The sequence below is a fragment of the Acinetobacter boissieri genome, from assembly GCF_900096955.1.
In the GTDB taxonomy this organism is placed as follows: Bacteria; Pseudomonadota; Gammaproteobacteria; order Pseudomonadales; family Moraxellaceae; genus Acinetobacter; species Acinetobacter boissieri.
On sequence record NZ_FMYL01000001.1, the window covers coordinates 418,164 to 431,751 of the forward strand.

Annotated in this window: 11 protein-coding genes; 2 read left to right on the top strand and 9 right to left on the bottom strand. The window is 37.0% G+C overall.

The features are described from left to right. Positions 1-15 precede the first annotated feature (15 nt). Positions 16-897 (top strand): alpha/beta hydrolase, encoded by an 882-nt coding sequence (locus tag BLS38_RS01925; RefSeq protein WP_092746635.1) that lies wholly within the window; start codon positions 16-18, stop codon positions 895-897. Here the strand turns inward: BLS38_RS01925 and BLS38_RS01930 are convergent. Then, the gene (locus BLS38_RS01930) at positions 888-2,162 is read right to left on the bottom strand and encodes a replication-associated recombination protein A (RefSeq protein WP_092746636.1); all 1,275 of its coding nucleotides are present in this window, start codon (positions 2,160-2,162) and stop codon (positions 888-890) included. The two genes, BLS38_RS01925 and BLS38_RS01930, sit on opposite strands and share 10 nt — an antisense overlap. Before the next feature lie 46 nt (positions 2,163-2,208). Further along, positions 2,209-2,652, bottom strand: a complete 444-nt coding sequence (locus BLS38_RS01935; RefSeq protein ID WP_092746637.1) for a Cd(II)/Pb(II)-responsive transcriptional regulator — start codon at positions 2,650-2,652, stop codon at positions 2,209-2,211. A gap of 71 nt (positions 2,653-2,723) precedes the next feature. On the opposite strand from BLS38_RS01935, the gene BLS38_RS01940 reads away from it, so the two are divergent. After that, entirely contained in the window at positions 2,724-3,356 is a 633-nt protein-coding gene (locus tag BLS38_RS01940) for a cation efflux transmembrane domain-containing protein (RefSeq protein WP_092746638.1), read from the top strand. Positions 3,357-3,365: 9 nt separating this feature from the next. Here the strand turns inward: BLS38_RS01940 and BLS38_RS01945 are convergent, their stop codons facing one another. The 7 genes from BLS38_RS01945 to BLS38_RS01975 all read right to left on the bottom strand — a co-directional run bounded on the left by BLS38_RS01945 (position 3,366) and on the right by BLS38_RS01975 (position 12,884). Next, a complete protein-coding gene (locus BLS38_RS01945) occupies positions 3,366-3,827 on the bottom strand; it encodes a YcgN family cysteine cluster protein (protein ID WP_425283444.1) in 462 nt (153 codons plus the stop codon). A 258-nt stretch (positions 3,828-4,085) separates the two neighbouring features. Then, positions 4,086-4,877, bottom strand: a complete 792-nt coding sequence (locus tag BLS38_RS01950; RefSeq protein ID WP_092746640.1) for a hypothetical protein — start codon at positions 4,875-4,877, stop codon at positions 4,086-4,088. 57 nt (positions 4,878-4,934) lie between these two features. Beyond that, positions 4,935-5,726 carry a hypothetical protein gene (locus tag BLS38_RS01955; RefSeq protein ID WP_092746641.1) on the bottom strand — a complete coding sequence of 264 codons (792 nt, stop codon included), beginning with the start codon at positions 5,724-5,726 and terminating at the stop codon, positions 4,935-4,937. 10 nt (positions 5,727-5,736) lie between these two features. Beyond that, complete coding sequence (locus tag BLS38_RS01960) at positions 5,737-7,956, bottom strand: LysM peptidoglycan-binding domain-containing M23 family metallopeptidase (protein WP_092746642.1); 2,220 nt, start codon at positions 7,954-7,956, stop codon at positions 5,737-5,739. Continuing rightward, entirely contained in the window at positions 7,949-10,834 is a 2,886-nt protein-coding gene (locus BLS38_RS01965; RefSeq protein ID WP_092746643.1) for a type VI secretion system Vgr family protein, read from the bottom strand. Before BLS38_RS01965 ends, BLS38_RS01960 begins: the two co-directional genes overlap by 8 nt. 927 nt (positions 10,835-11,761) lie before the next feature. Beyond that, positions 11,762-12,370 (bottom strand): hypothetical protein, encoded by a 609-nt coding sequence (locus BLS38_RS01970; protein ID WP_092746644.1) that lies wholly within the window; start codon positions 12,368-12,370, stop codon positions 11,762-11,764. Positions 12,371-12,383: 13 nt separating this feature from the next. Next, positions 12,384-12,884, bottom strand: a complete 501-nt coding sequence (locus BLS38_RS01975) for a hypothetical protein (RefSeq protein ID WP_092746645.1) — start codon at positions 12,882-12,884, stop codon at positions 12,384-12,386. Positions 12,885-13,588 lie beyond the last annotated feature (704 nt).

Here is a 13,588-nt window from a genome sequence, read left to right on the forward strand (position 1 = left end):
ATTGTGGTACACATTATGAACAGAAAAAAACACTATATCTTTACGATAATCTTCTGTATCAGTACCACAATTCAAGCAAAATCTCTTGAGATTATTTCACTTTGGTCAAATGATAAGCCACCCGAAAACCCCAAACATCAACTCAAAAAAAATATAAAAACGGTCGTAACGCCATTTATGGCCGTGTACTCCCCTGCACAATCGAACCATACCGCTATTTTAGTCATGAGTGGTGGTGGCTATGCCCATGAAGTACTCAATAAAGAAGGAACACCCACTTCTTTATGGTTACAACAACATGGCTTTACTGTATTTGAATTGGTGTACCGTTTACCAATGCCTGAACAAGCCAACACACGTGACTTGCCTTTTGCAGATGCTCAACGAGCCCTAAGATTAATTAAGGCAACAGGACAATTTCAACACATTGGGGTCATGGGATTCTCTGCTGGTGGGCATGTGGCAGGCATGTTAGCAACACAGTGGACTAAGACATTTTATAAGCCCTTAGATGCAACAGATACATTCTCAGCCCGACCTGATTTTGCCGTATTACTCTACCCTGTTGTCAGCATGCAGCCCCCGCTCAATGAAACACATGCCTATAAAGTCTTGTTTGATGCAAATAGTAACGATACATTACTACGCCAATACAGCATAAACCAGAACATTACGCATAACACACCACCCATGTTTATTGCACATGCCATTGACGATAATATTTCACCTGTCGCCAATAGCCAGCTTCTACATCAAGCTCTACAACAACAACAGATTAGCAATGAATTCATTTTATTTGACCACGGCGGACATGGTTGGGGCTTAGGCAATAATCCCCAAACCAAGCAATGGCCTGCGTTATTTTTACATTGGCAACAACAACAGTTTCAAGACTGAGTCTCTTGCCAACGGCGTTGCTGTAGCTTTTCGCCTTCAACTTCACGTTTGTTACGTGCAGATTCATACAGTTTTGTACCCATAAGCTCATCGGGTAAATAATTTTGTTTAACAAAGTTTTCTGGATAATCATGTGGATATAAATAATCCACGCCATAACCTTCTGCTTTCATTAAGCCTGTAGGTGCATTACGCAAATGCAATGGCACAGCTAAATTAGCCGTTTTTTCCGCCAAAGCCATGGCTTTATTAATGGCTAAATACGTACTGTTACTTTTTGCACTGGTTGCTAAGTACACCACACATTGGCCTAAAATAATACGAGCTTCAGGCATACCAACCGCTTGTACTGCACGCATACTTTCACCTGCAAGCAATAAAGCATTGGGATTAGAATTACCTATATCTTCCGAGGCTGAGATCAACAAACGGCGAGCAATAAATACAGGGTCTTCACCACCTTTGAGCATACGGGCTAGCCAATACAGTGCTGCATCTGGGTCACTACCACGAATAGATTTAATTAAAGCCGATGCCAAATCGTAGTGTTGTTCGCCTGTTTTGTCATAACGTGCAGTGGTTTGCTGAGCAACTTTAACCACCAAGCCATTATTAATATGATTCTCATCTTGCTCTGTATCAAAGGTATTGGCGACCAAATCGAGCAAATTAAGTGCCTTTCTGGCATCCCCCCCTGAAAACTGAACGAGTGCTTCGTACTCATCGATATAAATATGACGCTGTTGTAAAATAGAGTCTCGGGCAATGGCTTGATCCAATAATGCTTTGATCGCATCACTGTCTAATACATTGAGTGTATAGACCTGACAACGAGACAACAGTGCACTATTGACTTCAAATGACGGGTTTTCTGTGGTTGCCCCCACCAAAGTAATTTTACCTTTTTCTACTGCCCCGAGTAGTGCATCTTGTTGTGACTTATTAAAACGATGAATTTCATCAATAAAAACCACAGGTGTCAGTAAATCACCGCTTTCAGCAATCACTTCTCTCAGCTCTTTTACGCCCGTATTTAAAGCAGACAAACTTAAAAATGGACGGTCTACCGCTTGTGCAAGAAGAGAAGCTAATGTGGTTTTCCCCACTCCGGGTGGGCCCCAAAAAATAATGGAAGGTAAATGTCCCTGATCAATCATTTGACGAAAGGGTGCATCTGCATTTAATAAATGCCCTTGTCCTAAAATTTCCGATAGGTCGCGCGGGCGTAAACGTTCTGGGAGTGGAATATTACTGCTATCGCTCATAAGGCCTTCTATTTTTACTGTAGATCAAACCAACGTGTGGCATATATTAGTGTAAATCGAAACGATTCACTGGCATGCTGTCTTTACTCTCATCAGGACGCTGTAGCGCTTGTATAATTTCACAGTCTTTGACTGATGCATTGGCATGACAAGAGTTTTTTAACTGCTCTAACTGTACTTTAAATTGCTCTAACTGTTGAATTTTTTCAGTCACATGCTGTAAGTGCTCACTAATTACATCATTCACATGACCACAATTTTGCTCAGGCTGTTGCAACTGCTCATGCAAAGCTTGAATTTCTTTGAGTGACATACCCAACTCACGGCAATGCCGAATAAAAATCAGTCCAGTTAAACTGTCTTGATCATAGTATCTGTAGTTATTGTCGGCACGGCGTGGTGGATGAATCAACTGCTTTTTTTCGTAAAACCGAATGGTATCTGCACTGAGTTTGGCTTTTTTAGCCAACTCACCAATGGTAAATTGCATAAAAATCTCCTTGACCTTAGAGCTACACCAAGCTTTTTAATCAGTTTAAATCTGTTAGAGGAGATTTTCAAATGGCTGGTTGTCATTGTCATCACGAAGCACCAACAAAAACGCATTCAAAAAAATTCCGTAATGCATTATGGATTGCATTGGTGCTCAATCTCTCTTTATTTTTAATTGAAGTGATTGGGGGTATGCAATCTGGCTCAGCCTCGCTTTGGGCAGACTCACTCGACTTTGCTGGTGATTCATTTAACTATATTATTTCTTTAATTGCTTTGGGTATGAGCCTGTATTGGCGTGCCAATGCTGCACTCCTTAAAGGCAGTATGATGATTTTGTTTGCCATTTTTGTAGTGGCAAAAGTGGTTTGGTCTTATAGCAACGGTCAACCACCCGAAGCCATGACCATGGGCTTTATTGGTGTATTGGCATTGGTGGCCAATATTATTAGTGCTTTGGTACTCTATACTTTTAGAGATGGTGACTCAAATATGCGTTCGGTGTGGTTATGTAGCCGTAACGATGCGATTGGTAATGTGGCCGTATTACTTGCAGCTTTAGGTGTATTTGGTACACAAAGTGCATTACCTGACTTATTGGTGGCCTCTATTATGGCAGTACTTGGGTTTTCTGGTGGTTTACAAATTATTAAGCAAGCTCGTGCTGAACGCCGAAAAGTCCGTTACACGCCTGTACACTGAAAGTAAACTTTAACGCACCCAACGTACAATATATTGGTCAATGTCTTGTTCAGGGATATCATATTCTGAAATACAACGCCCTGCCACAGACTTTTTGGCCGTAATCACACTTTCTCTAGAGCCTGTATTTAAGTAGTGCCATGGGGGTAATTTTTTACCCTCATGCCTACGTTTATAGGCACAACTTGATGGCAACCAATACGCAATTTGATCAATCGTTTGTATGTTGAGTTGAATACAATCTGGAACAAAGTTTTTTCGATGGACATAGTCTGAGCAATGTCCTGTTGAGCAGTCGAGTAGATGACATGCCACCTTGGTGTATGCCACTTCTTGCGTGTCATCGTCTTCAAGTTTAATCAAACAACATAAACCACAACCATCACACAATGCTTCCCACTCTTGGGCATTTAACGCATCTAATGGGTATTTTTGCCAAAACTGAGGGCGTAAAGACATGCCTAAACCAATATCAACATAACATGATTAGTGTAGCATGCCTTTCATTATAAATTAATCGTCTACATCTAGATCATGCATGAATTTAGTCCTTATAATTTTTACATCAACAAAAAATATATACACGTAAAAATTACAGAGTAGATGTAAGTCAGTCTTTTGGCTGTATGAATAAGGAAAGGAGATGGTTGCACTACATTTTTAAATATTTCATTCTTTCCCCATAAAAAAGCCAATATGAGCGCTCATATTGGCTTTAAAGTGACTACTTTATTTTTTCTTCATACTAAGAAATTCAGCTGGATAAGTACTAATACCATCATTAATATCATCACCATCAGTACAACCACCGGCTAACTTATTGGTCGAAACACATTCTAAATTACGGTCAAACATCACTTTATAGACTGGCATTTTTTTTATGGTTTGTGCATTGATGGGGCCATCACAACCTTTTTGAATACGGTCTGTATAGGTAAACAGCTTGGTTTTTTCGTTATAACTTAACTTCACCCCTACTGTGCAGTCCAATGGTTCAATAGCATCACCCTTCGCATCAACTTCACTACTCACAGATATTGAATTTAAACTTATCACTTTATTGTTTTTTAAGTTATATACATAGGTGGTGACGTCATTTGTTCTTTGAGGTAATGACCGATAATTGACATAATCATTTGTCCGTACGGTGAGGGCAAGATAACCAGTTTCTTCATCCAGCCAAATATTATCTATACGCACTCCAAAAGCATTATTATATGGCGCTGTGGTTTTAAATAGCTGATAAATTTTATTCTTATTGAGAATTTCTACGCCATACTCTTGCAACTGATAATTTTCTTTACCTGTGGATTCATCAGTAAGCCCATAATCAGCAATCCTTACTTTTAAAGTACTGCTATAACGTGCATAGTAATTTAAATCATCATTACTTAAATAATCAACAGGATTTTTAAGTTGTTCACTTTCAACCATAATATCATCCCAATCAGGGTCGTCTGCATAACTTAAATTGGCGAATAAGCCACCACACAGTAGTGCCAGTACTTTTAAATATTTCATTCTATTCCCCATAAAAAAGCCAATATGACTCCTCATATTGGCTTTAAAGTGACTACTTTATTTTTTTTTCATACGGATAAACTCAGCAGTATAATTACCGATGCTTTCATTTATATTATCTTCGTTACTGCAACCACCGGCTAATTGATTGGTCGAAATACATTTAAAATTACGGTCAAACGTCACTCTATAGACTGGCATTTTTTTGATGGTTTGCGCATTGATTGGCCCAGTACAGCCTTTATGAATACGATCTGTATAGGTAAACAGCTTGGTTTTTTCGTTATAACTTAACTTCACCCCTACTGTACAATCAAGTGGTTTAATCGCATCCCCCTTGGAGTCGACGTTACTACTCACCGATATTGAATTTAACCTCATAAATTTATTATTTTTTAAGTTATAGACATAGGTGGTGACATCATTGTTTCTTTCAGGTGATGATCCATAATTGATGTAATAATTTGTCCGCACCGTGAGTGCCAGATAACCAGTTTCTTCATTTAACCAAATATTATCTATACGTACTCCAAAAGTATTGTTATATGGTGCTGTAGTTTTAAATAGCTGATAAATTTTATTCTTGTTTAGAATCTCCACACCATATTTTTTTAGTTGATAATTCTCTTTACCTGTAGATTCATCGCTAGTTCCATAATCTACAATTTTAACTTTTAAATTATCACTATATCGCGAGTAAAAATTAAATTTACGACTACTTAAATAGTCAACAGGATTATTATATTGAATACTATCAATCATAATATCATCCCATTCAGGGTCCTCTGCATAACTTAAATTGGTGAACAAGCCACCACACAGTAATGCCAGTACTTTTAAATATTTCATAAAAAATTCCTTACAATAATTTGCTTGAGATAAACGGTAACGGATCAATACGTCCGTTTAATCCACCCATCTTTTCTTTTGTAATACGTACTTCAAAATGTAAATGCGCACCTGTTGCAATGTGTTGCATGTTCGACGCATTGCCTGTACAGCCGGTTTGACCGAGTTTTTGCCCTGCTTGCACAGTTTTAGTTGTATCTACATCTATTTTGGATAAATGCGCATAAAAAAAGTAAATTTGTTCCTGATTACCTACGATCTTTTTTGCATACGCTTGATGCTTAGGCGGTAAATCTGCCACATTGACTTTTAAAACAATCACTTTGCCATAAGCACCACCGGAGTCCCCAGCCATTAGGATGCTACCACCACAAACCGCAAAAATATCTGTGCCGGGTTCTGCTTCTAAATCGATGCCTTGGTGCGCTCGTTTACCGCCATTACGCACCATGCCAAAGGTTGAGCCTTTAACACTGCTTAAAAGTTTAGTTCTTAATTTACACATACTAACAGGGTCAAACCAACCATTCTCCCCGCCCACTGCACCACTCGGTTGTGTAGATTGTGGCTGTATGGCTTGCTTTGGTGGCTCGGTAGGCTGACTGTGTGGTTGAGCCTGCGCTGTGCTTTTGGCTTGTTGTAAAGGCGCAGCCTCACCCACACGTTGGTACTGTGGATTTAACTGTACCAACACCTCTTCACAATCTAAATAACTAGAAATAATTTGATTATTTTCATCTTTTGGATAAAATTTATATACATTGATATGCTCATTCACATACCCCATCAGCCATGACTTATAGGCTTTAATGGGGTCATTATGGTAACGCTTTAATAGAATATCTCTGCGTTCAGTCACCAACTCTTTCGTTTTTTTATTCTTATATACAAGTTGTGTATTGAGTAATTCGTACGCTCTTTTTTCAGTCAGATTATCTTTAATAATCGTTTTTGCACCTGCTAACCCTTCATGGTGTAACAGGTAAGCCAATTTTGCCAATGCTTCAGCATCTTGTAGTTGACTCACACTAGGTACATCTTTTTGTAGCCCCTTTAAATTGGCACGGGCATACGCCCCTGCAGCATCAATCGACATCTCTGGGTTAAACCTTAAATCTAAAACCTCTTGTTTTATATGGCTGTTCTTTGAAAAGAACGTTGATAAATCTTTGGGTTTTACATTTGGGTACTTCGCTGCAACATATTGCCCAACCAATGCATTGGTATCGGCCGCCATGCCTAACCAGCTCGCGCTTAAAAACTGGGTTAAACCGGCTGCTGTACCCGGAGGCGGTGCTTTGGATTTTGGATTCCACTCTCCTCTATCATTTAATTTAGCAGCTTCAGCATTAATTAATGCCGCCAAAGAATGTGGGGTTAAGTTGTGTCGCTTTGCTGCTGCAAAAATATAGCCTCGGTATTTTTCATTTTCAGGAATAATAATAAAATTACCTTCAGAAAAATGAACCGCAACCACGTGCGTACTGTTGCCCTGATCTGTTCTTTTTTGTTCATTGACCGGTGACGGCGTTGCTATTTTAGGGGCTTCTAATGGGGGTTTAGGTGGCGGTGCTATTTTAATGGGCGCTTTGGCCACTTCTGGTTTTTTATTTGCGTTTGGCTCTATTTTTGCATCTGTTTGTACAGGTGGTGTTTGAGGTGTGGGTGCCTGCGTATTTTTTTGGGCATGGTGGTTATGTTTCGCAAGCTCACGCCCAGCTCTACGAATGTGGTTGTTAATTAAACCTATAGACTTATGCTCTACGCCCTCTTTCGGATAGTAACTCCCCTCCACAAGCACTTTTCTAGAGGTCAGCTTTAGTACTTTATTGCCAATACTCAGTTTTTTATGATTTGCAACAAGGTCAAATTCGCCTGTTAAGTTTTTAAAGTAGACTTTTAAACCTTTTGAATGGTCTTCAATAAAAATGTCATTGCTGATCCCATCATGTACTTCAATGGTTTCTTGTTTACTATCATATTCAAGTCTTAATATCGCTTTATTAATGGGGTTAAAGGCCAAATCAAGAAGTTTAATGACCAGTTTCGTTTCATAGGTTGCGATGTCTTTGGGGTGTGCTTTTAAATAAATTTTTTGTCCTAATCTTAAATAATGAACCGCATTGCCTTGCAAATGGTTAATCGATGCTAAATCACTGACATGAATATTATAGTGTTTTGCAATGCCCCAAAGCGTATCGCCTTTTTTTACCGCATAGAATTCAGTCATTTTTATGTCCTTTATTGGCGATCATCTCATCATTTTTTTCTTCAATTTGAGGTGCTTCATGTTCACCAAGTTCAATATTGTCCTCTTTTATATCTTCAACATACTGCTCTTCACTCTCAAACTCGCTTGCCCAATAATCAAAACCAACTAACGCTTTATACGTTTGCTTTTCATCTAACACAGAAAGAGGGGTTGTCCCTGAGGCATCTGTTTTACCTTTCCACATCGGTTCTTTTGTTTTGGTACTGACAATCTCAACTTTGGCATTGGGTTGTGCACGTCCCATTAAGTCTGAAAATAAGAAGTTAATGGCATGTGGTCCTTGTTTTGGCAATTCAGGAATTTGTGTATCTACTTTTTCGCTTGGCTTAAAATCATGTTGTATGGCGTGATACCTCATCACTTGTGCGCTTTTAAGAGTAATGCCATTGGGGGAAATTGAAACTTCTGAACCACCTGATTTTAATGAGATGCCCTTAGGACTTATGAGCTCTAAAATATCTTCCGTAGAAATCATCTTGATCATTTTTCTGGCAATCAGCTCAAGCATGCCATCTTGCGCATGAATATCAATGTTGCCTTTCGCCGCTTTTGCACTGATACCCTGTGCACAGGCAAACATACTGATTTTATTTTGGGCCTGTGCAATCAAATTATTTTGCGTACTCATATTGATGCTGTCGCCAGCAGTTTGGCTAATTTGGGTATCGGCACACAGATGTATATCTTGTGCTGTGCTGAGTCTAATACCGTCAGGGGAACTCAAAACCAGTAGGGCTTTATTAAATTTTGCAACGTCTTTTTCGAGCTGATCTGCAAATGCTTTTAATTGGTCAATCGTTTCAATTTCATCAGTTTCCTGTTTTTTTGCAGTTGAGCTCAGTTCCTGACTGCGTTCTTTACTCTGATGAATTTGGTGTTTAACCACTTGCGCATCTAGATGATCGCCCATGGCTTGTGGTTGTTTATAGGTGGAAATTAAAAGCCCTTCTCCTGCGCGTACAGCCCCCCAGTGATCGGTTCTGAGTTCAAATCCTTCGCCACGATCTTTACTCTTCGCTTTCTGTTTAGGGTCACTCAATTTTCCAAGGTTGAGTTGGCTTACCCCGTGACTACTTTGAAGCTGTGCGCTCACTTGTCCATGTGTATCATCAAAACGAAGTTGGTTATAGCCCGAGCCGTTAATCTCTTGTGATCGTATACCACTCAGACTTTTAGTGTCTGGAAGTTGTCCTGTCTGATCAAATTGAGTCGGTGTACGGTGTGCTTCATGCAGTCGTCCTGTCACAAATGGACGGTCAATATTGCCATCAAAGAAGTCAATCACCACCATTTCACCAACACGAGGTAAAAATCTTGCACCATAGCCCTCGCCTGCCCAAGGGGTAAGCACATCTACCCATGCAGAGTCGGTATCATTCTGATTACTTCCTGCACCACTGTCATGGCCGTTGTCCTCGGCACGACTAAATAGAAAACGAACTTTAATCCGACCCCATTCATCAACATGAATCTCTTCACCTTCAATGCCCACAACTTGAGCACGTTGCACATGCACTGTCGGTTTGTGCTGTTCTGGGTGATATTCTGGAACAACGGTAATCTCACGTCTGATGAGTGTTAAAGTATTGCCTTGGCGCTGCTCATCTTCTTTTATATTTTTATTGTGCCAACGACTCGATGTAAGCAGTTCTTTTGCTTGATTTTGAATATCTTTGGGTAGGTTATTTTGGTTATAAAAGTGTTTACTTAAAATCAAGAACTCTTGCGCTGAATCTCTGTGTAAGTCTATTTCAGTATGATTATTCAGCTTAAACCAATAGCCCACCTGTGCATCTCGTACAGTGCTATGTGCAGTAAAGTATTTTGACTTTAATCTGTTCTGGTCAGATAAATGACTATTTAATGTATCTACTTGTTGATGGCTTGCTGGTGTTACTCCATCTTCTTGCTTTAAGTCACCGACCCATGCTGGGCTAATCTGCCAAGCATCTTCTAAACTTAATGTAGCATTGTCATATTGACCACTTTGTTCATCTAAAGATAAAACAGATCCTGCCCCATCTTCTTGTTCTAAATGTTGAGGCTGCCATCTTTGCACATGCACACTACTGGGTTGAAGCTGACGGCATGCAGTGAAACTGGTGATGGTATCCAATGTTTCTGTCGCATCGCTACGATGAAAACGAATTATTTTACGATCTAAGGATTTAAACCGGGGATTGGCATCAATTAAGCGTAGAACCTGCGCTTGGATGGGGTCTTTGTTATGTAATACAAAGGTTTGGCTTTCATCAATCAACCAGTTAATCGCTTCACTACGCCACAAACGGGTCAGAAACTCGTACTCTGTTTCTACCGATGTTTGCATGGTAAATGGGCGAACATCATAGGTTTTTCTCAAAACACTGAGATCAAGCATTAAACTCGATGCAAAGAGCGGGCTCTTGTCTTGCCATTCTTTAAAAAGGATCTGTGTAATATCTAGCACAGATTTATTCATAAATACGCGACTATTGCGACGCTTATGCCACAGGGAAGTCGCATCTTGTAGTTTTAGTTTGTAGACACTCAGTGAGCCATCATGTTGTCCTTGTGAGGCTTCAACAACAATTCCTGTGGTTCTAAAGAGTTGACCTAAATCTGTAATTTGATCAACTGCAACACGACATCCAATAAAGTCTTTTAATGCAATTGCAGGATTGATAGATAAACAAATCAGTTCACAACTCAGGCCTTTATTAATTTCATGGTGGCCATCGATACGTTGTATAAAAAGCTGTGGATTTAAAATTGGACTAGAAAATTGAGCATGAATGGCTCTTTTTTGAAAACCAAACCCTATTTTTTCTAAGAAATTATCAACTTCAAATATCATGTCTAATATTAAGTAAAACAAAAAACATATTATACATATTTTTGTTAATTGGTTTGCACTTTTATATATTTTTAGATAATTAAATCAATAAAATTTAAAAAATCAAAACTAGATATTTAAACCATAAATAGTGAGGGTATAGAATCAAAAAAAGCGAATAAGCCTTTAGAAGAAATAAACTTTTGTCGATGAGTAATAAACCAACGTTAAAGCAGTTAGGAAACATTTTAAAGCTTACGTATCTAGTACTCGCACAAGTATCTTTTGATACTATTTTATCGACTTAGTCTTATTGGGGTAAAGAATTGCTACAACTATAAAATGACCAATTTTTTAGTCTGTAAGGGTGAAATGCTCATGCTTGATGATGCAAATCATAAGGCCAATGAAAAAAGGTATATTATTAAATGAGGGCGTAAAAACATGCCTAAATTAATATCAAAACAACATATGGTTTTTATCATGAATTGATAGTATCTCAATTTAGTTCTTATAGTTTTTTATATTAGCAAAAAGTACATACAAGTAAAAATTACAGAACAAACATAGATAAGCCCTTAGTATTTTTAACTGCATGAATAATTAGATGATTTCACGATAGCAGCATTATCAATTTTAAAAGGTTTCAGTAGGCAGGTTCATTGAACTTCAATACGTTCTTTCTAATTTAAAATTGTATTTTTATCCCAAGCCCCGTGGCTACTATACCGCTCGTATAGAACATCCTTGCTTAAACTTAACTACAAAAATTTTGAATAACTTATTCTCAAATTGTATTTTTAATGATTTGATAGGGGTCTTAAGCTGTCTCATGATAATTAAAAAGAAAATTTGTGTTTATTATTTTTCCAAAATTAAATTTAATATTTTAAAACCTTCTAATATTAATCTATTAGAAGGTTTTAAATCAGCTTTTAAAAACAAATATTATTTATATACATGGTAAGTTGCATAAGTATTTACTACAGCATTAGTGGACCAACTTGTTGCAATACGATTTGAATCCCAGTTATACATACTTGTTCGATTTGGACGAACACTTGGTGCCCATTTGCTTTCACCATTACATTGCCCGCCATCATTTACCCAAACACCTTTGTATACCCCCTTCATCCAACGACGTGTCACAACCTGAATCGGTTCTGCAGAATAACCTGGCTGTAAAGTAACATTCCAACCAAATGTTGTGGTCAAACTTTTATTCCTAGTATAACTACCATTAATACTAGCAGGCATATACTTTCCAATTACAGGAATTTTATCAAAATTAAGAGTTCCGCCTACAGCCCAACTATAGCCTGTTGTTTGAGCTTGACTCCATTGATACATACAGCTCTGTGTACCAGTAGATGGGCATTTAAATGCTTGACCACGCCAAATCCAGTCATCCCAAGTATTACGAGCTTGTTGTTGTATAATTCTTTGTGACCCATCGTCTATTAATAGTGGTTCATTATTTGGATATTTACATTCATCAGCAAAAATGTGTGTAGAAGTGATTGCTAAAACAGATAATACAATATGTTTAATCTTCATTTTTATTTCCTTATTATAGACCGAACACATTATTAACTGTATTGGATACTCGAGTAGTCCCATCATCCGTACTTGTCTTAGAACTACTGTAGGCACTTGAGACTGGAGTTACATCATAGCCACCTGAACTATCCGTACTTTTTTTAATCATAATTGCTTCTGCATTTACTGAAAATCCGGCAATTTTTTGTGCTACAGCCTGTGCTGTGCCCATCTGAGCTTTTGCATCAATAATAATTGTAATACCTTGTTCTAAAGCACTTTTAATTTGTGAAATTTGAGCATTAGATAATGCAGTGCTACTGTCTACAATAATTGTATTATACCCTTGAGAATTTACTGTAAAAACTTGACTGAGTTGATTAAATACAAAACCAGACTTTCCATTGATTGGATAAATTATTTTTTGTGCTGGTTTCCCATCATAATTAACCAAATCTTCTGCAAAAGTTGTAGTACTCCCCAATAAAAAAGCTGAAACTAAAATGAGTGTTATTTTGCTCTTCTTTAACAATTTAGTATTCTCCATAATAATTAAGTTTTAGATAAGAGTTTGAAAAATAATCTCTTTCTAAATTAATAATATGTTATTTTTTTTGAAAAAAAATTAACAACAACCGCCATAAATATTAATTTATTCTTAAAAAAATTAAATATAAAAATAATTATTTGTATTTTAATCTTATACTTTTATTGTGTAATTGTATTTTTATATCATTATTTATCAAACACTAAGATATTTAAAAAAAAACAAATAGTATTAAGAATCATTATACTTATAAAATATTTAAATTATATTAAATGATATTTTAATATCTTTAGAAAATATATTTAGAGTTGTCAAAAGATTACATTTTTCTATAAATGCACTATTATAGTACAAAAAATACCAATAAAGCAAAACATTATACATATAATAAAATTTATGTGAAACAATTAACATAAATAACATTATTTAATAAGAAATTATTATATAAATCGATAAAAATACTCATAATTCTTATAAAGTTTATTAATTAAACAAGAAAGAACAATATCTACTTCTTAAGCATATTTGTATTTGGATAAATATCATTAGGTATTAATATTTCATATGTATCAAATTTTGATAGAAAATAACTCGTAATTTGATGGGCAATTTCAAAAGATATTTTTCTTTGAATTGGACATGATGATGTAAGACATAAAGGTAATGAGAAAAAATTTTAAGGATACTGA

What these genes read in the sequence shown, in the direction of transcription:
- BLS38_RS01925 (WP_092746635.1), top strand. Translation starts at nt 16, where the DNA reads ATGAACAGAAAAAAACACTATATCTTTACGATAATCTTCTGTATCAGT.
- BLS38_RS01930 (WP_092746636.1), bottom strand. Translation starts at nt 2,162, where the DNA reads ATGAGCGATAGCAGTAATATTCCACTCCCAGAACGTTTACGCCCGCGC.
- BLS38_RS01935 (WP_092746637.1), bottom strand. Translation starts at nt 2,652, where the DNA reads ATGCAATTTACCATTGGTGAGTTGGCTAAAAAAGCCAAACTCAGTGCA.
- BLS38_RS01940 (WP_092746638.1), top strand. Translation starts at nt 2,724, where the DNA reads ATGGCTGGTTGTCATTGTCATCACGAAGCACCAACAAAAACGCATTCA.
- BLS38_RS01950 (WP_092746640.1), bottom strand. Translation starts at nt 4,877, where the DNA reads ATGAAATATTTAAAAGTACTGGCACTACTGTGTGGTGGCTTATTCGCC.
- BLS38_RS01955 (WP_092746641.1), bottom strand. Translation starts at nt 5,726, where the DNA reads ATGAAATATTTAAAAGTACTGGCATTACTGTGTGGTGGCTTGTTCACC.
- BLS38_RS01960 (WP_092746642.1), bottom strand. Translation starts at nt 7,956, where the DNA reads ATGACTGAATTCTATGCGGTAAAAAAAGGCGATACGCTTTGGGGCATT.
- BLS38_RS01965 (WP_092746643.1), bottom strand. Translation starts at nt 10,834, where the DNA reads ATGATATTTGAAGTTGATAATTTCTTAGAAAAAATAGGGTTTGGTTTT.
- BLS38_RS01970 (WP_092746644.1), bottom strand. Translation starts at nt 12,370, where the DNA reads ATGAAGATTAAACATATTGTATTATCTGTTTTAGCAATCACTTCTACA.